Annotated in this window: 12 protein-coding genes, 1 tRNA gene and 1 pseudogene; 7 read left to right on the forward strand and 7 right to left on the reverse strand. The window is 69.4% G+C overall.

Annotated features, from left to right (window positions below):
* Window positions 1-80 precede the first annotated feature (80 nt).
* Both ACH4SE_RS00850 and ACH4SE_RS00855 read right to left on the reverse strand, forming a co-directional pair.
* A complete protein-coding gene (locus ACH4SE_RS00850; RefSeq protein WP_398541102.1) occupies window positions 81-548 on the reverse strand; it encodes a RidA family protein in 468 nt (155 codons plus the stop codon).
* Window positions 545-709, reverse strand: a complete 165-nt coding sequence (locus tag ACH4SE_RS00855) for a DUF4177 domain-containing protein (RefSeq protein WP_398541103.1) — start codon at window positions 707-709, stop codon at window positions 545-547. Before ACH4SE_RS00855 ends, ACH4SE_RS00850 begins: the two co-directional genes overlap by 4 nt.
* 148 nt (window positions 710-857) lie before the next feature.
* Between ACH4SE_RS00855 and ACH4SE_RS00860 the strand changes: the two genes are divergently transcribed.
* Window positions 858-1,949 carry an ArsA-related P-loop ATPase gene (locus ACH4SE_RS00860; RefSeq protein ID WP_398541104.1) on the forward strand — a complete coding sequence of 364 codons (1,092 nt, stop codon included), beginning with the start codon at window positions 858-860 and terminating at the stop codon, window positions 1,947-1,949.
* A 13-nt stretch (window positions 1,950-1,962) separates the two neighbouring features.
* A complete protein-coding gene (locus tag ACH4SE_RS00865) occupies window positions 1,963-3,300 on the forward strand; it encodes an ArsA family ATPase (protein ID WP_398541105.1) in 1,338 nt (445 codons plus the stop codon).
* A gap of 46 nt (window positions 3,301-3,346) precedes the next feature.
* On the opposite strand, the gene ACH4SE_RS00870 is transcribed toward ACH4SE_RS00865, so the two are convergent.
* Window positions 3,347-3,679: a WhiB family transcriptional regulator gene (locus ACH4SE_RS00870; protein WP_398175842.1), complete on the reverse strand. Its 333-nt coding sequence runs from the start codon at window positions 3,677-3,679 to the stop codon at window positions 3,347-3,349.
* Window positions 3,680-4,041: 362 nt separating this feature from the next.
* On the opposite strand from ACH4SE_RS00870, the gene ACH4SE_RS00875 reads away from it, so the two are divergent.
* Window positions 4,042-6,327: a transglycosylase domain-containing protein gene (locus tag ACH4SE_RS00875; RefSeq protein WP_398541106.1), complete on the forward strand. Its 2,286-nt coding sequence runs from the start codon at window positions 4,042-4,044 to the stop codon at window positions 6,325-6,327.
* A 247-nt stretch (window positions 6,328-6,574) separates the two neighbouring features.
* Here ACH4SE_RS00875 and ACH4SE_RS00880 read toward each other — a convergent pair whose 3' ends face one another.
* Window positions 6,575-7,033: a GatB/YqeY domain-containing protein gene (locus ACH4SE_RS00880; RefSeq protein ID WP_398541107.1), complete on the reverse strand. Its 459-nt coding sequence runs from the start codon at window positions 7,031-7,033 to the stop codon at window positions 6,575-6,577.
* A gap of 74 nt (window positions 7,034-7,107) precedes the next feature.
* Here ACH4SE_RS00880 and ACH4SE_RS00885 point away from each other — a divergent pair, with 74 nt between their 5' ends.
* Entirely contained in the window at window positions 7,108-8,073 is a 966-nt protein-coding gene (locus tag ACH4SE_RS00885) for a metallophosphoesterase (protein ID WP_398541108.1), read from the forward strand.
* A 17-nt stretch (window positions 8,074-8,090) separates the two neighbouring features.
* Window positions 8,091-8,164 (forward strand) — tRNA-Pro (locus ACH4SE_RS00890).
* Window positions 8,165-8,241: 77 nt separating this feature from the next.
* Here ACH4SE_RS00890 and ACH4SE_RS00895 read toward each other — a convergent pair.
* Together ACH4SE_RS00895 and ACH4SE_RS00900 are read right to left on the reverse strand one after the other, a co-directional pair.
* Window positions 8,242-8,574 (reverse strand): annotated as a pseudogene (locus ACH4SE_RS00895) (tyrosine-type recombinase/integrase); the annotation flags it as partial.
* Window positions 8,575-8,705: 131 nt separating this feature from the next.
* A complete protein-coding gene (locus tag ACH4SE_RS00900) occupies window positions 8,706-8,831 on the reverse strand; it encodes a hypothetical protein (RefSeq protein ID WP_398541109.1) in 126 nt (41 codons plus the stop codon).
* Window positions 8,832-11,343: 2,512 nt separating this feature from the next.
* Between ACH4SE_RS00900 and ACH4SE_RS00905 the strand changes: the two genes are divergently transcribed.
* Complete coding sequence (locus ACH4SE_RS00905; RefSeq protein ID WP_398541110.1) at window positions 11,344-12,222, forward strand: hypothetical protein; 879 nt, start codon at window positions 11,344-11,346, stop codon at window positions 12,220-12,222.
* A gap of 296 nt (window positions 12,223-12,518) precedes the next feature.
* On the opposite strand, the gene ACH4SE_RS00910 is transcribed toward ACH4SE_RS00905, so the two are convergent.
* Window positions 12,519-14,612 (reverse strand): UvrD-helicase domain-containing protein, encoded by a 2,094-nt coding sequence (locus tag ACH4SE_RS00910; RefSeq protein ID WP_398541111.1) that lies wholly within the window; start codon window positions 14,610-14,612, stop codon window positions 12,519-12,521.
* A gap of 380 nt (window positions 14,613-14,992) precedes the next feature.
* On the opposite strand from ACH4SE_RS00910, the gene ACH4SE_RS00915 reads away from it, so the two are divergent.
* Complete coding sequence (locus ACH4SE_RS00915; RefSeq protein WP_398541112.1) at window positions 14,993-21,346, forward strand: protein kinase; 6,354 nt, start codon at window positions 14,993-14,995, stop codon at window positions 21,344-21,346.
* Window positions 21,347-21,353: the final 7 nt, after the last annotated feature.

Raw genomic sequence — 21,353 nt, forward strand, 5'->3', positions numbered from 1 at the left:
GAGCCGGACTCTACGTCGCGACGGCGTTTTGTACGAGGGTGCCCCTCACCTGGCCGCGGCTGCGCCGCCGGAGGACCGCGTCAGGGAACGAGCTCGACCTGGATCTCGACCTCGACGGGCGCGTCCAGCGGGAGGACGGCGACCCCGACGGCGCTGCGCGCGTGCACGCCCTTCTCCCCGAGCACCTCGCCGAGGAGCTCGCTCGCCCCGTTGACGACGGCGGGCTGGCCCGTGAAGGACGGGTCGGACGCGACGAAGCCCACGACCTTGACGACACGCGCGATGCGGTCGAGGTCGCCGACGACGGACTTGACCGCCGCCAGGGCGTTGAGCGCGCACACCCGCGCCAGCTCCTTCGCCTGCTCGGGCGAGACCTCGGCCCCGACCTTGCCGGTGGCCGGCAGCTTGCCGTCCACCATGGGCAGCTGGCCCGACGTGTGGACGTACGCCCCGGACCGTACGGCGGGCTGGTAGGAGGCCAGCGGCGGGACGACCTCGGGCAGCGTCAGGCCCAGCTCGGCGAGCCGGGTGGCGACGACGCCGCTCACGCCTCCCTCTCCCGCTTGAAATAGGCCACCAGCTGCTCGGGGTTGTTGGGGCCGGGCACGACCTGGATCAGCTCCCAGCCGTCCTCACCCCAGGTGTCGAGGATCTGCTTCGTCGCGTGCACCAGCAGCGGCGCGGTCGCGTATTCCCACTTCTTCGCCATGGCGCGACCCTATCGCCTCCCCCGCCCCCGGGCCCGGCGCCGGGGCGGGGCGTGCGGGCCCGGAAACGTGACGTCCGTCGCACGCGAAACCGCCACGAGCATCTCACCCGGCACCACCCTCCCGCGGGGAAGGAATTAGGCTCGCCAGGTGAGCGCTCAACAGTCATCCGCCGTCAGGCTCCACATCGTGACGGGCAAGGGCGGCACGGGTAAGACAACGGTCGCCGCCGCGCTGGCGCTCGCCCTCGCGGCGGAGGGCCGGCGGGTGCTGCTGGTCGAGGTCGAGGAGCGGCAGGGCATCGCGCAGCTCTTCGAGACGGAGGCGCTGCCCTACGAGGAGCGCAGGATCGCCTCGGCCTCCGGCGGCGGCGAGGTCAACGCGCTCGCCATCGACGCCGAGCTGGCGATGCTCGACTACCTGGACATGTTCTACAAGCTCGGCCGCGCCGGCCGCGCCCTGCGCAAGCTCGGCGCGATCGACTTCGCCACCACCGTGGCCCCCGGCATCCGGGACGTGCTGCTCACCGGCAAGGTGTGCGAGGCGGTCCGGCGCAAGGACAGGGCGGGCTGGCCGGTCTACGACGCCGTGGTGCTGGACGCCCCGCCGACCGGCCGCATCACCCGCTTCCTGAACGTCAACGACGAGGTCGCGGGGCTCGCCCGGATGGGCCCGATACACAACCAGGCGCAGTCGGTGATGCGGGTGCTGAAGTCCGCGCAGACCGCGATCCACCTGGTGACGCTGCTGGAGGAGATGCCGGTCCAGGAGACGATGGACGGCGTCGCCGAGCTGCGCGCGGCCGGGCTGCCGGTCGGCGCCGTGATCGTCAACATGGTGCGGCCGGTGCTGCTGGCCGACGGCGACATCGCCAAGGCCGCCGCCGACAGCGGCGCGGTGGCCGCGGGCAAGCGGCGTACGGCGGTGGCCAAGGCCCTGTCGCAGGCGGGCCTGGGCGGGGCGCGGCGCGGCGGGGTGGCCGAGCGGCTGGTGGACCCGCTGCTCGCGCAGGCCCACGAGCACGCCCAGCGGGTGGTGCTGGAGCGCGAGCAGCGCGCCGAGATCGCCGCGCTGGGCCTTCCGGTGCGCGAGCTGGAGCTGCTGGGCGACGGCGTCGACCTGGGCGGGCTCTACCGGCTGGCCGACAGCCTGCGCAAGCAGGCGGTGCCCGGCGTACCCGTGGCCGGCGACGTGGCCGACGACCCGGACGACACCGCAGTGGCCGAGGACGACGACGCGTGAAGCGAGTGGTGACATGAGCCTGGAGAGCCCCGAGCTGGAGATCGATCCGCTGCTCGACGACCGGAAGACCCGGATCGTGGTGTGCTGCGGCTCCGGCGGCGTCGGCAAGACCACGACCGCCGCGGCACTGGGCGTGCGGGCCGCCGAGCGCGGCCGTACGGCGGTGGTGCTGACCATCGACCCGGCGCGGCGGCTCGCGCAGTCGATGGGACTGACCGAGCTGGACAACACTCCGCGTGAGGTGGCCGGAATCGATCGGTCGGCCGGCGGCTCACTCCACGCGATGATGCTGGACATGAAACGGACGTTCGACGAGGTCGTGGTGCAGCACTCCGATCCGGAGCGCGCCCGGGCCATCCTGGAGAACCCGTTCTACCAGTCGCTGTCGGCCGGATTCGCCGGTACGCAGGAGTACATGGCGATGGAGAAGCTCGGCCAGCTGCGCGCGCAGGACGCATGGGACCTGATCATCGTCGACACCCCGCCGAGCCGCAGCGCACTGGACTTCCTGGACGCCCCCAAGCGGCTCGGCTCCTTCCTCGACGGCCGCTTCATCAAACTGCTGATGGCGCCCGCGAAGGTCGGCGGACGGGCCGGGGTGAAGTTCCTGAACATCGGGATGTCGATGATGACCGGCACCCTCAACAAGGTCATGGGCGCGAGCCTGCTGCGCGACATCCAGACCTTCGTGGCCGCGATGGACACCATGTTCGGCGGCTTCCGCACCCGCGCGGACGCCACCTACCGGCTGCTCCAGGCGCCCGGCACGGCCTTCCTCGTCGTCGCGGCCCCCGAGCGGGACGCGCTGCGCGAGGCGGCGTATTTCGTGGAGCGGCTCGCCGACGAGGACATGCCGCTCGCCGGCCTCGTCCTCAACCGGGTGCACGGCAGCGGCGCGGCCCAGCTGACGGCGGAGCGGGCGCTCGCGGCGGCGGAGGCACTGGAGGACGCGGCGGCGGAAGCCGCGGAGAACGGCGCCGCTGAGCGGGAGACGGGCGGGGGTGACGCGGCTCTCACCGAAAAAAAGACGGAGGGCCGCATTGTGGATCACGGGGCCGGGCATGCTGATTCCCGGCAGGACCGACCGGACGACGCCGGTACGGCCGACGCCACCGGCCACCCGAGCGACGACGCCTCCGGCACGGAGCGGCTCGCCGCGGGACTGCTGCGCCTGCACGCCGAACGCATGCAGGTGGTCGCGCGCGAACGACGCACCCGCGACCGCTTCGTGTCCGTCCACCCGGAGGTGCCGATGGTCGACGTCACCGCCCTGCCGGGAGACGTGCACGACCTGGACGGCCTGCGGGCGATCGGACGCGAGCTCGCGGAGGGCGGCCCCAGCGCGGCGTAGCCGTGCGCGGCGGCCGGCCGCCTACCCGTGCGCGAGGGCGCGGGGATCAGCCCGCAGCGGCGTAGTCGTCCTCGTCGCCGAGTGGCAGCAGGCCCGTGCTGCGCTCGTACTCGGTCCGCGCGGTCTCCAGCAGTCTGCGCCAGGACGTGACCGTCGGGCGGCGGCGCAGCAGTGCCCGGCGCTCGCGCTCGGTCATGCCTCCCCACACCCCGAACTCGACCCGGTTGTCGAGCGCGTCGGCGAGGCACTCGGTGCGTACCGGGCATCCGGTGCACACCGCCTTCGCCCGGTTCTGCGCCGCGCCCTGGACGAAGAGTTCGTCCGGGTCCGTCGTCCTGCAAGCCGCCTGCGTGCTCCAGTCGGTTACCCAGCTGCTCATGCTGGCGCCGTCCTCTCCCGAATTCGAGGCTCCCCCACGGCGGCAAGCGGCATATTCACCGCTGCCAGATGAGGACGTTACGGAAGGTAGGCGCGGCGCAACAGCCCTTTCAGGCCCAATCTTGCATGGCCCGAATGGACTATGCGTGCGCGGCAGATCACCCAACGGAGTGACCGCGGCGCGTTCCGGGCATAAGGTGCGATGTATCCCAGACGCGCGCGCACGCCAACAGTCATCACCCACAAGGGTGATGATGAAAGGCAAGCTCTGGACACGCGTGCGCCGACGTTCGCACCATGTCTGTTACAGACTAGGCGAACACCTGGGCGTACGTCCGGGGATTCGCCACGTAGGCTGCCTCCATGGCTCACAAGCGTTCGGGCGGGGGGCTGACCACGGCCCAGCAGGCCGCCAAGTTCCTCGGCGTCAGTGTTCTGGCCGGCGCCGTCCTCGCGGGCATCGCGCTGCCCGCGGTCGGCGCGATAGGCCTGTCCGCCAAGGGCACGGCGTCCGGCTTCGAGGACCTGCCCGGCGAGCTGAAGCAGCCGCCGCTCAGCCAGGCGTCGAAGATCCTCGACCGCAACGGCGGCCTCATCGCGACGGTCTACTCGCGTGACCGCACGATCGTCCCGATCACCAAGATGAGCCCGAACATCCTGAACGCCATCGTCGACATCGAGGACGCGCGGTACTACGAGCACGGCGCCCTCGACCTGAAGGGCATCCTGCGCGCCCTCAGCAACAACGCCTCCGACGGCGGCACCCAGGGCGCGTCCACGCTGACCCAGCAGTACGTCAAGAACGTCTTCGTGGAGGAGGCCGGCGACGACCCCGACAAGGTCGCCCAGGCCACCCAGCAGACCATCGGCCGCAAGATCAAGGAGATGAAGTACGCGATCCAGGTCGAGAAGGAGCTCGGCAAGAAGAAGATCCTGGAGAACTACCTCAACATCACCTTCTTCGGCGAGCAGGCGTACGGCATCGAGGCCGCCTCCCAGCGCTACTTCAGCACCTCCGCGAGCAAGCTCACCCTCCCGCAGGCCGCGATGCTCGCCGGCCTGGTGCAGTCGCCCAGCCGCTACGACCCGGTCAGCAACCCGGACGCCGCCCTCACCCGGCGCAACACGGTGCTCATGCGGATGGCCCAGCTCAAGGACATCACCCCCGAGCAGGCGGCCGCCGCGCAGAAGCAGCCGCTCGGCCTGAAGTACAAGCAGTCGAAGAACGGCTGCATCACCGCCGTCAACGGCGCCGGCTTCTTCTGCGACTACGTGCGCAACACGTTCCTGACGAACGCCGCCTTCGGCAAGACCAAGTCCGACCGGCAGAAGGCCTGGGACACCGGCGGCCTCAGGATCACCACCACGCTCGACCCGAAGGCGCAGAAGTCGCTGCTGCACGGGCTCAGCGAGCACGTCTACCAGGGTGACAAGTTCGTCGCCGCCGACACGATGGTGCGCCCCGGCACCGGCGAGATCATCGCCATGGGCCAGAGCAAGCCGTACGGCTTCGGCAAGAACCAGACCCAGATCAACCTGTCGGTCGACAAGGTCATGGGCAACAGCGTCGGCTTCCAGCAGGGCTCGACCTTCAAGCCGATAACGGCCGCCGCCGCCCTGGAGGCCGGTTTCAAGCCCGACCAGACGTACCCGTCCCCGTACCACATGGACCGCTACCCCGACGTCACCACCTGCTCGGGCGCGACCATCCACGCCGGGGCGGACGAGGGCACGCAGAACGAGAGCCCGAGCGAGGTCGGGCCCTACTCCATGCCCGACGCGCTCAAGCACTCGATCAACACCTACTTCGTGGCGCTCGAGGCCGACGTCGGCCTGTGCCCGGTCCTCACCATGGCCGGCAAGGTGGGCATCGTCCGCGCCGACGGCGGCAAGATGCGCGAGGGCGCCTCGGTCACCCTGGGCACCAACGAGGTCTCCCCGCTGTCCGTCGCCGCCGCGTACGCCGCCTTCGCCAACCGGGGCGTCTACTGCACGCCGATCGCGATCAAGGCCGTGAAGGGCCCGAACGGCAAGGCGATGACCGTGCCCAAGAGCCTGTGCAGCCGCGCGATGTCGCAGAACACCGCCGACACCATCAACAGCATGCTCAAGGGCGTCGTCGACGACGGTACGGGTACCAGGGCCGACCTGCCGGGCCGCGACACCGCGGGCAAGACCGGTACGACCGACGACCGCAGGGACGCCTGGTTCGCCGGCTACACCCCCTCGCTCGCCTCCGCGGTCTGGCTGGGCGACCCGTTCGGCGCGGGCCCCGGCGGCAAGCGCCTGTCGATGCAGTACGGCGCCAAGGAGAACGGCGGCGACGGCGAGGGGCACGGCGGCATAAAGGTCAAGATCGGCCCGGAGACCTTCGACAAGGTCGAGGGCGCGACCGGCCCCGCGCCCATCTGGAAGGACGCGATGCTCGGGGCCCTCGACGGCACGGACAACGAGCACTTCGTGACCGTGCAGCTGCCCGGCTCGGCGCCCCGCAACAACGACCCCGGCCAGGGCCACGGCCAGCAGCCCCCGGCCAACGGCGGCGGCCTGCCCAACCCCTTCCCGAGCTTCAGCTTCCCGCCGCCGGCCAACGGCGGCGGCGACAACAAGGGCGGCGGAGGGAACGGACGCGGCGGGAACGGGCCGTGACCGGCCACGCGTAACCGGCCACACATGTAAGGGGCGCCCTCTCTGGGAGGGCGCCCCTTACCCGTTACGGACGGACCGTACGGACGGAACCTTGTACGGACAGAACCCGCGCGGACGGACCCGTACGGACAGAACCTTGTACGGACGGAACCCGCACGGACGGACCCGCACGGACGGAACCTTGTACGGACAGAACCCGCGCGGGCGGACCCGTACGGGAGCAGGCGGCCGGGACCGGCCGCCCGCCTCAGCCGGCCAGCTGGCGCTTGACCTCGGCGGCGACGCGGCCGCCCTCCGCGCGCTTGGCGACCTTCGGGTTCACGAGCTTCATGACGGCACCCATGGCCTTCGGCCCCTGCGCGCCGGACTCGGCGACGGCCTCGCGCACGATCGCGGCGAGCTCGTCGTCCGTGAGCTGCTGCGGCAGATACGCGGCGAGCAGCTCGCCCTCGGCCCGCTCCCGCTGCGCGGACTCCGCGCGGCCGCCCTGCTCGAACGCCTCAGCGGCCTCCCGCCGCTTCTTCGCCTCGCGGCCGATCACCGTCAGCACCTCGTCGTCGGAGAGCTCACGGGCGCTCTCGCCCGCGACCTCCTCCTTCGTGATCGCGGTGAGGGTGAGCCGGAGGGTCGCGGCGCGCAGCTCGTCACGGCCCTTGATCGCCGAGGTGAGGTCGTCCTTGAGCCGCTGCTTGAGGGTCGTGGTCATGCCGTCGATTCTGGCACCCCGGGAGGAGAGCCGCCCCGTATTAAGAGTCGCGGCGACTCTGACACGATGGAGTCATGCGCGCGCGATACGGAGTACCCCTGGGTGTGACGGCGGCAGGCGCGGCCTGCCTGGCCTATGCGGCAGGTTTCGAGGCGAGGTCCTACCGGCTGCGCCGGGTCGAGGTGCCGGTGCTCCCGCGGGGGATGCGGCCGATCCGCGTCCTTCAGGTGTCCGACATCCACATGGTGTCCGGGCAGCGCAAGAAGGCCCGCTGGCTCCAGTCGCTCGCCGGCCTGCGCCCCGACCTCGTGGTGAACACCGGCGACAACCTGTCGGACCCCACGGCCGTCCCCGAGGTGCTGGACGCGCTCGGCCCGCTGCTGCGCTTCCCGGGCGCGTACGTCTTCGGCTCGAACGACTACTACGGCCCGAAATTCCGCAACCCCGGGCGCTACCTGGTCGAGAAGGCCCGCGGCCAGCACGGCCTGAACGGCAAGAGCCACAGCGCGCACGGCGCCATCCGCAACCCCTGGGGCGACCTGCGCGACGCCTTCGACGCGGCAGGCTGGGTGGGCCTGAGCAACAGCCGCGGCCAGGTGAAGCTCGACCACGGCCCCGTCCTGGGCCTGACCGGCCTGGACGACCCGCACATCAAGCGCGACCGCTACTCCGCGGTCGCCGGCGGCCCCGACCCGGCCGACGAATTCACCCTGGCCCTGGTCCACGCCCCCTACCTGCGCGTCCTGGACGCCTTCACGTCCGACCGCTACCCCCTGATCCTCGCCGGCCACACCCACGGCGGCCAGCTCTGCATCCCCTTCTACGGCGCCCTGGTCACCAACTGCGACCTCGACACCGACCGCGTGAAGGGCCTCTCCACCCACACCGCCACCGGCTCCACCTCCTACCTCCACGTCTCCGCAGGCTGCGGCACCAACCGCTTCACCCCCCTCCGCTTCGCCTGCCCCCCCGAGGCCACCCTCCTGACCCTGACCCCCACCCCCGAAACCGGATTTCGCCCTCAGCCCCGCGTCCGCTAAAGTTAAGCCCGTTGCACCGGGGTGTGGCGCAGCTTGGTAGCGCGCTTCGTTCGGGACGAAGAGGCCGTGGGTTCAAATCCCGCCACCCCGACTCCAAAGCAGCAGGTCAGGGCCACCTAGGAACGTTCCTAGGTGGCCCTGATTCGTGCTGAGTGTCAAAATGAGTGTCTACGGTTTCGGATCACGGGCGAAGATCCGGTCCATGGCTACCGCGCCGGTCTGGATGACGGGCCGGATCTGCTTCTGGTAGACCTCCTCCGTGACGGCCGAGCTGGAGTGTCCCACCAGCCGACTGATCTCCTCCAGCGGCACCCCGTTGTCCGAGAGCAGGGACACGAAGCTGTGCCGGAGCTCCCGAGGCGTCCACTCGGCAGCGTCGATCCCCTCAGCCTTGCTGAGCGCCGCCCGGAAGGCCCGGCGTACATGGGAGGCGTCCTGCTCCTTCCCGACCGCGGAGGCGAAGACCAGGCCGTGTTCCTCCCAGTCGTCGCCGGCGGCGAGCGACCCGCGATCGCTGTGCAGCACGCAACAACCGGCAAAGTCTTCACATCAGGCCACCGCGTTGTCCAGGACTGCAACGGCCAGGCGGGACTTCATCCGTGAGTCGATGGAGTAGCCCACGACCCCCCTGCTCAAAGCGTTCTTGACCGCGCGGAGATACAGCCCCCTTCTCCCGTGGCGTGTTCGATGATGTCGGTGAGCCAGAGCTGGTTCGGCCTGTCGGCGGTGAAGTCGTGGCGGACGAGGTCGTCGTCCACGGCGGTCCAGCCTCCTTGACCCTGCCGCACTTCTTGCCGAACACCCTCCACCAGCGGTTGTCCCGGCAGATCCGCCACGCGGTCCGATCCGCCATACCGGCTCCCACGGCCGGGGCTTCATCGACCCAGGAAGCGGTAGCCGAACTCCGGATCCTCTCGGTGCGCGTCGAACAACGCGTTCGTGCGATGTGCATGCTCAAAGGTGGCGTCGGCCACCGGTTCGTCGAGCCAGCGGGATTAGGGCCGGCGCGAGAGCTTCAGGACCCGGCACGCGACCGTGACGGGAACACCGCCGACGGCCAGCTCTTTCACGAGCAGGTAGATCCTTTTCCCGGCAGGTGCGCCTGCGACAGGTAGGCCGTGGCCCGGCGAAGGACCTCGTTCTCCTGCTCCGGCGGCTTGACCCGACGACGCGCCTCCCGCAGTCCACGCTCTCCTGGCAGGTTGTTCCGGGCTTGGTCCCGTCGTCGATGTCCGCACGGCGCATCCACTCGAACAACGACATCGCGTGGACACCGAAGTCGGAAGCAACCTGCTCGACCGTTACGCCCGGGCCCCGGCTCCTCGCGAACCGCACGGCATCCTCGCGGAACACGTCCGGATCAGGCATGAGCAACGGCGGCATCCGCCCCACGCCCTACAGGGCAAGCCAGTTCAGACGTCACCCTTCGTTCACCAGACCCAGAGCTCACCGGGATGGCTTCGGGTAAATGGCTACCCGAGTTGACCCGTTTGGAGGAGGTAGCACTCGATCAGAGCAATGTCGTTTTGATCCTTTTCACGATGAGACCTTCGCTTCCAAGCCAACACATCCGACAGGGTGCAGAAGGGGATACCTTCCACTAGCTCTGCACCTTCGATCAAGCGATCAGTGGTGCGGGTACCAGGCAACCAACGGTCGAAGATCTCAATGCTCCCTCCGAACAGAAGGATCATGCATCCATACCCCGAAGGTGGAACCTCTGGATCACCCAGGCCGAGCGCGAGCTTCCACGCGGGTCCTCGCGCGACTACGTCGAGGTCTCCGATTTCCTGACGCAGCCCGTGGGCCAGAAGCGGCCCACTGCCTGCGACTACGTAGTCCGTCGTTGGTAGGTTCAGTGACAGCAGCTTCAGGATTAGAGGGTGCCTAGCCAACTCCAAGAGTCCCTCCTAGAGCATGGGCAGCCCTAGCGCTAAGCGAGTAGCGATGCTCGTGGCCAGTGACGCGATGACACTGGCCAGGGTACCGATGAGGAAGTACTCGGACGCATACCTGCCAGGATCGTTAGCCGGCACTCGCGCCATGGACTTGGCTGCAAGTACCAGAGCGGCTGCATCAGGCTGACCACCCGCGAGGAAGGCGAACAAGAGGCCCCGCTCCAACAGCCCGATCCCCCGCCCACCGCTCATCACGAAGTCCATGGCCGCCCTCTTCTCGGGGCCATCAGGAAGGGCATGAATCTCTCGATGCACTGGTTCTGTCGCAGTTTGAGCCAGGGCTCCGCCAGCGAAGACAGCGACAAGTAATCCCGAGAGGATCACAGCTACGCGATCGCTTGAAAGCAGCTCAGAACCTAACGAGGTCACCTTCGCCCCGGCGGACCAGAGCGCCAAGACAACCGCTGCTCCCATCGAAACGATGCCGGCTTGCTTCCTCACGGGCATGGATCCCCCTGAGAGCGGAAGGGTAACTGAGACTCCTGCGCCGGGGGAGCTTGAGGAGTGGTGCCATAGCGCCGATCCTAATGAAAGCAAAGTCGTAGCTCCGAGCGCGCTCCCAACTCGCCACTGGCTGACGTAGGGCGCCACAGTGTAGGCGCCGTACCCGAGAGTGATGACGATCGTGAGCCGTGGATGGGCACGATGCAGGCCGTAGCCCCAAGGAGCTAGGACGGACGCTGACAGACCGAAGACGATCCGTGCCGCTTCCACATCTCTCCCTTGGCTGCGACTGTCACCAACCGAGATGGCTGATACTTCGGGGGAGTTTAGTCAGCCTCAGTTCCGCGGGCATCTGATCAGACCGCACGTTACAGACATGTCAAGCGGGGGATGGTCGTACGCCGCGCCGGTGTCGCGTCTGTCCGACTGTACGGTCAAGGCCTCTGAACGGCGGAAACGAGCCGAAAGGCGGAGATCATCTTTCCGGTTGCCATCAGAGTGGCTGCAACACCCCGAATTTGCAGCACTGTCGGCAAAGCCGATTCGGGGGGAGCAATCCCCGCTGCCCCAAGACGCTGGCCTACGCGACCGACCTGCGTGACGACACCCTGCTGTGCTTCCACCTCTGGAACGACTTCGCCCGGACTCCGGCCCAGTCATCGGCTTCCGTCCACGCCGAACCCGCCCTCTGGGCCTTCCGGGACGGCGGCACCCTGTTCAGGGACGGCTTCGTTTTCACCCCGGAAGGGTCGGCCCGTCTGCGTGCAAGCTGAGCTATGAGCCTGGGGGGAATCGGGTTGCGAGACAGCCCGGGCTGCGGTGAGATCGCGCGAACCGGGCACCCGTGGCGCCCGGCGAGGAGGACCAGTTGACGGACGAGGCAGCGGTGTTGGACAGCGTGCTCCGGCAGGCACACGTCGCCCAGGTGAGCGCGGTGAGCGGGTCCGGGGCGGACCGGGAGATCCGGGTAGACCTCTCCGATCCGGCGGAGTCGGCCCGGCTCAGAACAGCCATGGCCGTGGAATCCCTTCCAGGTTTCCACTGCATGTGCCTCGGGGACGTCCGCTTCGAGTTCTTCGGCCGGGACGGTGAGCGGCTCGCCGTCGTCGTCCTGCACCACGGGGCGACGCTGAGGTGGGAGCAGTGGGAGAGCGACGCCGTCCTCGCCGACGGTCGCCTGCTCCTGACCTGGCTGGACGGGCACGGCATGCCCGGCCCCATGCAGCAGTTCGAGGCCGACCGGCAACGAGCGGAGGAAGAGGCCCAAGAGCAGCGCAACTGGCTGGCCGCTGTGCCCGCCGGGCTGGAAGGCTCCACCGACCGGATCCTCGACCTCTCCCGCACCGGCGCCAGGCCCTCCCCCGAACTGCTCGCGGAACTCACGGAGCGATTGCAGTCGACGTTCCCCGATCCGGTGGAACGGGTGCTGGCACTGCTCCACTGGCACGGCTCCGGAAGCGGGCGCTGCTCCGGCTACCCCGTCCACGAGGACGTGCCCGGCCAACTGCTCGGCAGGGTGCCGATCGCCGACCTGCTCACCGCACTGGCCGACCACCGGGCGGAGGAACGTCACGACGCCGGAGCGGTGCGGCACCTGGTGGGCTGGAAAACCCGCCCGCGCCAGAAGCCGGACGTCGCCGCCCTCCCCGAACCCCTGCGCGCCCGCCTGCTGGCACACGCTCGCCGCTCCGGAGACTCGGGCAAGCGAAGTCGCGCCGAACGGTGGTTGGCACTCCCGCGCGCCTGAGAGCAACGCACACCGGTATGCGCGCTCCCGACGAGCTACGCGCCCTTCACCCCATTTGATCTCGTGATCTGCGGAGCCAGGGCAACGCGGGGATCACCGTCGGAGGCCAGCCCGGAAAAGGTGTGCCGTGCCGCTCCCGCTGCCGGGCCAGGCCCGGTCGCCGGGCTCGCGTTTCGGGGGCGCGATGGCAGCCCAACCGCCGAGCGCCCCTCAACGGTCCACTTGGGTGTTGTCGAGGTCGAAGAGAACGAAAGGCCGCCGCACATCCGCACCCTAACGAACGGCACAGTTCAGGCTCAGCTCGTTTGAGAGCTGTCAGTTGGCGTCACGCTGCCCGTCCAGAGGAAGTCGCGAGCTCGTGTCGTCGCCACGAAGAGCTGGCGTCGAGCGAGTTCACGGCGCTCGCGGTCAGCCTCCGCATTCCCTCCGCCTTTGGGTATCGCAGCGTCGTACCGTGGGAGATAGACGCGCTTGAACTCCAGTCCCTTCGAGCGCTGGTAGCTACCGAGCTTCACGCCGGGCACCGAGCGGCCGTCGTAGCGTTCCAGCAAGACGACCGGAATGCCCGAGCGGGTGAGCAGCCGCTGGTAGTGCTCCAGCAGGCGCTTGGAAGAGCACAGCACAGCTGAATCCGCCTGTTGTTCCACGTCGAGGCTGCTCAAGGCTTCGACCAACACCTCGTCGTGCTCTTCCGATGTCGGCCACTCACCCCGCTCCACAGCGCCTTCCTGGTACGTGACCTCCACATCGCGGCGCCCCGAGAGGCGTTCACCGTCGATGTCTTCGAAGGAATCCTCTGCAACTCCGTCCAGGCCGGCCTCAAGGATCTCTTTGCGGTTGCGATAGTTCATGCGCAGCACCTGGCCACGGTCGCCGCGGACCTCGATGCCCGCGTCGGAGAGCCGGAAGCCTCCTGGGTACACGGCTTGTTGGCCGTCGCCCACCAGCAGAAGGCCGTTCGGTGCGTTCCCGACCAGGGCGTACAGGAGCTTGGCCCCGACGAGTGTCAAGTCCTGGACCTCGTCGGCGATCACCGCGGCGTACGGCGGCCTGGCGCCTCCCCGGACCTCGGCCAGTGCGAGGGACAGCACGTCGTTGAAGTCGTGTACTCCGCGCTCGGTGCGGTTCGACTCGTAGGCCTCGTAGAGCGCCCAGACGGCTTCTTTGTGGTGACGCCGGAGCATCGTGTAGCGGCCGGGCCGCCGCACGATGACGTAGTCGTCGAAGGTGGCGACGCCGCGGCCCTTGATGACGTACGTGATCTCGTCGTGCCAGTACTGCGGCTGAGGGACGAGATCGACCAGAGCGCTCTCGCGGCCGACCCGTCGCCACGCCAGGCTGAACGCAGTTTCCGCCTTCTCCGCGTTCAGGTTCACCTGCACGCCCTGCGAACGCAGGTAGTCAAGGGCCCACGCGTGCAAGCTGTGGAAGTCCACGCGGTCGGCGACATGCGGAGCGAGGGAGGCGAGGAACGTCTGCTGGACGCGCGGCAGGTTGCTCGCGAAGGTCACGTACAGGACGCGGCCGGTCGTGCGCTGAGCCAGGTGAGCCGTGCGGTGCAGGGCGACCACCGTCTTGCCGGTGCCGGCCGGACCGCTGATTCGGGCCGGACCTGCCCAGTTGCGGCGGACCAGCGCGGCCTGGTCGGGATGGAGCAACGTCATCCACTGTTCGATGGGGGCGCGCATGGCCTCGTCGAGAGCGGCCTCCCTCATCGCGTCGACGTCGAAGAGCCCGGGCGGCTCGGCATCGGCGCCCACCGCTGTGCTTGGCAGCGCCGGAACCTCGTCCACAGATGCGCTCTCGTACTCCTGGAGGGTCTCCTCGAGATGTGCGGCGAGAACGCGCACCAACGCCGGACGCAGCCGGACGCTGCGGGACACGAGCCAAGGGCCGACCTCACGCTCACCGAGAAGGTGGACTCTTCCCAGCGGCGCGGCGTCGAGCCGCCTGCCCGCGAAGACCACGAGCGGCTGCACGGCCACCGGAGTCATCCCGAGCTCCGCCGAGGCCCCTTCGACGGTGCGCGTCATCTGAAGAAGCCGCTGAACATGGTCGTCCCGAGACTCACCGGCCGCGCTGAGCTTCCCGTCGACCACGGATGGTCCGGCTTGCCAGTCCTTGACGTCGACGACGAAGATCCCGGCAGGGCCGACGAGCACCATGTACGCACCCGCCCCCTCCGCACCGGGCCAGCTGCGGTCGACCAGCAGCCGCCAACCCCCCTTGCCGGTCAGCGATAGCAACTGAGCGGCGACCTGCCGCTCCCCCTCACCTGCCCGCCCCCACCGCTGGACCATGCGGTGCGCGGCCTGCCAGCGCTCCCGTAACTCCCTCTCCTTACGCCGTGCTTCCTGAGCCCGACGTTCCGCCGATCCATCCGCCCCCACAACCCACCCCTCTCACACGGAGCAACGATCATAAAACGCTGCGCGACGGCGGCGACAGGCCGCGCGCCCCAGTCGTCCCCGCCTCTCGTGGGACCAGCAGAGCGGCCGTATCGGCAGTTGGGAGTCGACCGATCCCCATGCGCACTTACCTGGGCGAGACGGCGTTTGTGGGGATACGGTGAAGAGCCTGGTGGCAGATCCCACGCGCGCCGTCCTCCACTTCACCTTCGGGACAGCCCTGGCAACATCTTGACCCTACGACAGCACGTTGACGATGTCAACGCACTGTCGTCCCATCAGATATCGAATACTGGTGTACACTCGGCGCGGAGTTCGGCCACCTTGCACGCTGTGGCGCAAACGGGGGAGAGTCGGTAGGTATGGAGACGGTCGACGGGCGGTTCCGAATCACAGGATTCCTGGGCCGCGGAAACATGGGTGAGGTGCGGCGGGCCGAGGATCTCCAGGCCGCAGCCGATTCCCCGCACCGTGAGGTCGCCCTCAAGACCGTTTTGCGTGGCCGCACCGGCATTGCCGTTGACGCCGCCAGCGGCGGCAAGGAGGTTGACCGCTTCCGTCGCGAGGTGCGGATCATGCGGATGCTCTCTCAGGGACATCCGAACCTCACCCTGCTCATCGCCGGCGGTGTGGACAGAACCGCAGGCGGCAGCAGCCTGCCCTACCTGGCCATGGAACTGCTCGACGGCCATCCCCTGGCCGACCTCATCGACGAGGAGCCCCAGCTACCTGTCTCCTGGGTTGCCGCTCTGGGAGCCCAGATCGCCGCCGGCCTCACCGCGGCGCACACGGCCGGGGTCGTCCACCGGGACCTCAAGCCGGCCAACGTGATGCTGACCGGCGACGGGACCGTCAAGGTGCTCGACTTCGGCATGGGCTCGATCGTCGACGACCCGGACCAGACCCGGCTGACCAGCACGGGCGTCAGCGTCGGCACCGCCCGCTACATGGCACCCGAGCAGTTCCGCGCCAAGCGGGTCACCGCGTCGGCCGACCTCTACGCTCTTGGCTGCATCCTGTACGAGCTGCTGATCGGGCGGCCGCCTTTCTCGGCCCGGACCCCGTACGAGCTGTCCGAGCAGCACCAGCACGAGCAGCCGCCCCAGATCACGCTCGTCCGGCCAGATCTGCCCGCCGAGCTGGTCCGGTTGGTGGGCCGGCTGCTGGAGAAGGACTCCGAGCTGCGGCCCGAGAGCGCCGCCATGGTGCGCGAGACGCTGATCCCGCTGGCACTCGCACCGGACGACACTGCCGCGCTCCTGGCCCCGCACTGGCAGGCGATGGACCCGGTGGCACGCCTGCGCGCCCAGCTTCCCGAGCCCACGCCGGCCGCACCCGCTCCCGTGCCGCAGAAGAAGCGGCGGCTGCCCGAGACGATGGACGTCTTCGGTGTCCATGCCAACCTTGTCAACGAGTACGCGGACTTCACCAGGAGTTCCACTGTCATCCGCGACGCCCGGATCGAGGGCTTCGTCGAGGACGACCTCAAGGCGAAGTCGCAGTGGCCCAATCCATGGCTGTCGCTCAACCCGTTCTTCGCCGACGGTGGCCATGTCACGGATCTCGTGCGGGACGGGGTACTGCACCCCGGATGCGCGGAGATCTTCCAGAGCGGCAAGAAGGAGTCTTCACCACGCCCGGACGGCCGACCGCTCACCTTCCACCTCCACCAGCGGCAGGCGATCGAGGCCGCGCAGGCCGGTGCGTCCTACGTACTCACGACGGGAACGGGCTCCGGCAAGTCGCTGGCGTACATCGTCCCGATCGTGGACCACGTGCTGAAGGAGCGCCAGGCAGCGGGACGGGGCGGCGGTCGGGTGCGTGCGATCGTCGTCTACCCGATGAACGCGCTGGCCAACTCGCAGCTGGAGGAGCTGGCGAAGTACCTGCGCCATGGTTTCGGCAAGGGCCGCGAGCCGGTCACCTTCGCCCGCTACACCGGGCAGGAGTCGCAGGAGGACCGTGAGGAGCTGCGCCGGAATCCCCCGGACATTCTGCTGACCAACTACGTGATGCTGGAGCTGATGCTGACCCGGCCGGACGACCGGTCGAGCCTGATCCGCATGGCCGACGGTCTGCAGTTCCTCGTCTTCGACGAGTTGCACACCTATCGCGGCCGGCAGGGCGCGGACGTCGCATTTCTGATCCGCCGGGTCCGCGAGGCGTGCAACGCCGCCGCGACGCTGCAGTGCATCGGCACGTCGGCGACGATGTCCACCGAGGGCACCTGGGAGGACCAGCAGCGCGAGGTGGCCAAGGTCGCCAGCCGGCTGTTCGGCACGACCGTTCTGCCCAAACGGGTCATCGGCGAGACGCTGGTCCGGGCGACCGAGGAGGCGCCGGCGACAGTGCCCGCGGAGCGGCTGCGGGTGCAGGCGGCGCCACTCTCGTACGAAGCGCTGACGAGGGACCCCCTCGCCCGCTGGGTGGAGTCCCGTTTCGGTCTGGAGACCGAGAGCGCCACCGGGCGTCTGCGCCGGTGCCATCCCGGCAGGGTCGAGGACGCCGCGGAGGAACTCCACGCGCAGTCCGGGGTACCCGAGGAGCAGGTGCGCGACGCGATCCGGGCGACGCTGGAGGCGGGTGCGCAGGCCAAGCACCCGGTGACGGAACGGCCGCTGTTCGCCTTCCGGTTGCACCAGTTCCTCTCCAAGGGCGACACCGTCTACACGACGCTGGAAGACCCTCTCACCCGCCCGTTGACCCGCACCTACCAGCTGGAGCAGCCCGGCAGCGACGGCAAGCCGCTGTTCCCCCTCGCCTTCTGTCGCGAGTGCGGCCAGGAGTACCTGACGGTCTGGCGCACCGAGAAGGGCGGCTCTTTCGGATACGAGCCGCGGCGCGACACCTTCGCCTCTGGCGGCCGCGACGGCGAGGGCTACCTCTACGTGGGCGTGACGGGTGAGGATTACGAATGGCCGGCCGATCCGCAGAAGGCGGTGGACGACAGGCGGTTGCCCGAGTCGTGGCTCGAGCCGGATGCGCAGGATGTGACGGTCGTCAAGAAGTCCTACCGCCCCCGGGTACCCAAGCGCGTGGTGGTGGACGCACACGGCAACGAGTCCGGGGAGGGGCTGGTCGCGGCGTTCATCCCCGCACCGTTCCTGTTCTGCGTGCACTGCCAGGTCTCGTACGAGCAGACCCGCGGCCGGGACTTCGCCAAGCTGGCGACCCTCGACCAGGAGGGGCGTTCCTCCGCCACGTCGCTGATCTCCGCCTCCATCGTGCGGTCCCTGCGGGCGGTACCCGAGGAGAGCCTGGACAAGGATGCGCGCAAGCTCCTCACGTTCGTCGACAATCGCCAGGACGCCTCGCTGCAGGCCGGCCACTTCAACGACTTCGCCCAGGTGACGCAGCTGCGCGGCGCCCTGTACCAGGCGGCGGCGCGGGCCGGCGAGGAAGGGCTGCGCCACGACGACCTCGCAGAGGCAGTCACCGAGGCGATGAACGTCCCCCTTGCCGAATACGCGGCCGGGAGGAACCTGCCGCCGTCGATGGAACGTCGGGCGACGAAGACCTTCCGTGACGTCGTCGGCTACCTCCTCTACCGCGACTTGGAGCGCGGCTGGCGCGTCACCATGCCGAACCTGGAGCAGACCGGCCTGCTGCGGATCGACTACGAGGACCTCGCCTGGATCGCTGCCCGCCCCGACCGCTGGGAAAGGACCCACTCCGCACTGCGTGACGCCGACCCTGCCCTGCGCGCGGAGGTCGCCCGTACACTCCTCGACTTCATGCGACGTGCGCTTGCCATCGACGTGCAGTATTTCCGCGAGGACTTCGACACCCTCCAGCGGGCGAGTGAGGAGCGCCTGACCGGAGCATGGATCCTGGGCAAGGGCGACCAGCCGGCCGTCAAGATCGTCTATCCGTACGGTTCGCGGCCGGGTATGGAGCGCTCCGCGGAGTTCCTGTCGCCGCGCGGCAAGTTCGGAAGGTACCTGCGGCGGAACATCCGCGAGCTGCGAAACAGCCATCAGGACGACATCGAGGTCGTCATCAAGGACCTGCTGGAGGTGCTGCGCGACGCAGAACTGGTACGCGAGGTCGAGGCGGCCCCTGAGCGTTCCGGCCCTGCCTACCGCCGCCGCCCGGCGGAGCGGCGCACCGGCTACCGGGTGTCGGCCGCAGCCCTGATCTGGCGCGCGGGCAACGGTGAGCGCGGTGTGATCGATCCGCTGGCCCGCACGTACAGCAGTGGCGAGGGTCCACGCGTCAACCCGTTCTTCCGCAACTTGTACCGCACCGCGGGCGCCGAACTGGCCGGCCTGTACGCACGGGAGCACACCGCGCAGGCCAGCAGGGAGGACCGGGAGGAGCGCGAGGATCTCTTCCGCAAGGGCGAGCTGCCGCTGCTGTACTGCTCGCCGACGATGGAGCTGGGAGTGGACATCTCCTCGCTCAACGCCGTCCTCATGCGCAACGTGCCGCCCACCCCGGCGAACTACGCGCAGCGCTCCGGCCGGGCGGGCAGGTCCGGCCAGCCAGCGCTCGTGACCACGTACTGCGCCACGGGCAACAGCCACGACCAGTACTACTTCGGTCGGTCGCGGGACATGGTGGCCGGCCAGGTGGCCCCGCCGCGGCTGGACTTGGCCAACGAGGACCTCGTCCGCTCCCACCTGCAGGGCATCTGGCTGGCCGAGACCGGCATGAAGCTCGGCGCCGCGGTCACGGACGTCATCGACGTCGCCTACGACCCGGACGGTGACGACCGCCCCGACCCCCGGATGGCGCTCCCACTCCACCCGCACATCCGCGACCTGTCGCTCGACGAGGACGCCCGCCGCCGTGCCGTCGTCACCGCGCACAGGGTCCTCGCCCCGCTCGTCGCGGACTTCGAGGCGACCACCTGGTGGTACGACGAGTGGATCGAGGACCGTGTCGAGCGGGCCGCGAGGCGGTTCGACGCCTCCTTCGACCGGTGGCGGGACCTCTTCCGGGCCGCGGTGATCGACCAGTACGAGCAGAACAAGCGCGTCGTCGACCACACGCTCTCCCCGGGCGAGCAGCAGCGGGCACGGTCCCGCCGGCGCGAGGCGGAGACGCAGACGCAGCTGCTGCTGAACCGCTCCACCGACAACAAGTCGGTGATGAGCGACTTCAACCCCTACCGCTACCTCGCGTCAGAGGGTTTCCTCCCGGGCTACAGCTTCCCGCGGCTGCCGCTGGCGGCGTACATCCCGCGCTCCGGCAACCGCCGCAACGCCGACGGCGACTACCTGCAGCGCCCCCGCTTCCTGGCCATCCGCGAGTTCGGCCCCGGCGCGCTCATTTATCACGAGGGCGCCCGCTACCAGGTCACCCGTGCGCAGCTGCCACCGGACGCGTCGGGGGAGCTGCCCACGACGGAGGCCCGTCGCTGCGAGGGCTGCGGTTACCACCACGAGGTGCGGGTGGGCCTGGACAAGTGCACGATGTGCGGCGAGGAACTGCGGGAGATGCGCACCGGCCTGCTCCATCTGCACACCGTTTACACCACGCCGCGCGAGCGGATCTCCTCCGACGAGGAGGAGCGCCGCAGGGCCGGCTTCCGCCTGGAGACCTCCTACGCCTTCCAGGACCACGGCGCCCGCAAGGGACGGCTCACCTCGCACGTCACCGACACCGAGGGGAACTTTGCGGCGAGTCTGGACTACGGCGACTCGGCCACCGTCCGCCTCACCAACCTCGGTCGGGTCCGCGACAAGGAGGGGGAACCGGACGGCTACTGGCTGGACCAGGGCGACGGGCGCTGGCTCAACGACAAGTCCGCGGCAGAGGCCATCGAGGGCACGGGCATGCCGGTCGTGGACCAGGACGGCAACGAGAAGCGCCGCAAGAAGCGGGTCCTGCCCTACGTGGAGGACCGCCGCAACATCCTCGTCGTCACCCTGGACGAGCCGCAGCCGGAGCCGGTGGCCCTGTCGTTCCTCTACGCCCTCGAGCGCGGGGTCGAGGCGGCCTTCGAACTGGAGGACTCCGAGCTGACCGCGGAGCTGCTCCCGCCACGCGAGGGTCCGCGCCGGCGGCTGCTGTTCACGGAGGCGGCGGAGGGCGGCGCCGGTGTGCTGCGCCGCCTCCAGCACGACAGGGGCGCCCTCGCCCAGGCCGCCCGCACCGCACTGGAGATCTGCCACTTCGACCCGAACACCGGCGAGGACAACGGCGGCCCTGAGGGTCGCGAGAAGTGCGCGCGTGGCTGCTATGCCTGTTTGCTGACGTACGCCAACCAGGCGCACCACCGTGAGCTGAGCCGCCACGCCGCCAAACCGCTGCTCCTGCGGCTGGCCGCGGCGACCACGACACGCGAGGACCGCGGAGAGTCCCGTAGCGAGCAGTTCCGCAGGCTCGCCACCCCCTCGGCCGATGGTGCACAGGCCGCCCCGGAGGACGTCGGCGAGGCGTCCTCCCCCGCCCCGGTCGAGGAGGTCCTCGCAGATCTCGTCTCGCAGGGCGACATGCTCGGCTGGCTGAAGGCGAAAGGCCACCGGCTGCCGGACGCGGTCAACTCTTTCGTGGCGACGGCCGGAGCCTGCCCGGACCTCGTCTTCCACCTGGACGGTGCCAACCTCGCGGTGTTCGTGGACCTCCCGGGCCTGACGCCGGACTCCACGCGCGACGCGGACGCCCGCGGCCGCCTGGAAGACATCGGCTGGGAGGTCCTGCGCTTCCCGACGGACGCGGACTGGGACGACCTCGTCGACCGCAACGCGGCCTACTTCCACACCCGTTGACGGCCCC

This window comes from Streptomyces sp. NPDC020983, from assembly GCF_044333485.1.
Taxonomy (GTDB): Bacteria; Actinomycetota; Actinomycetes; order Streptomycetales; family Streptomycetaceae; genus Actinacidiphila.

Excerpts from the sequence above, each read along its gene's own strand:
- ACH4SE_RS00855 (WP_398541103.1), bottom strand. The coding sequence starts at position 709 with ATGGCGAAGAAGTGGGAATACGCGACCGCGCCGCTGCTGGTGCACGCG.
- ACH4SE_RS00865 (WP_398541105.1), top strand. The coding sequence starts at position 1,963 with ATGAGCCTGGAGAGCCCCGAGCTGGAGATCGATCCGCTGCTCGACGAC.
- ACH4SE_RS00870 (WP_398175842.1), bottom strand. The coding sequence starts at position 3,679 with ATGAGCAGCTGGGTAACCGACTGGAGCACGCAGGCGGCTTGCAGGACG.
- ACH4SE_RS00875 (WP_398541106.1), top strand. The coding sequence starts at position 4,042 with ATGGCTCACAAGCGTTCGGGCGGGGGGCTGACCACGGCCCAGCAGGCC.
- ACH4SE_RS00880 (WP_398541107.1), bottom strand. The coding sequence starts at position 7,033 with ATGACCACGACCCTCAAGCAGCGGCTCAAGGACGACCTCACCTCGGCG.
- ACH4SE_RS00885 (WP_398541108.1), top strand. The coding sequence starts at position 7,108 with ATGCGCGCGCGATACGGAGTACCCCTGGGTGTGACGGCGGCAGGCGCG.
- ACH4SE_RS00915 (WP_398541112.1), top strand. The coding sequence starts at position 14,993 with ATGGAGACGGTCGACGGGCGGTTCCGAATCACAGGATTCCTGGGCCGC.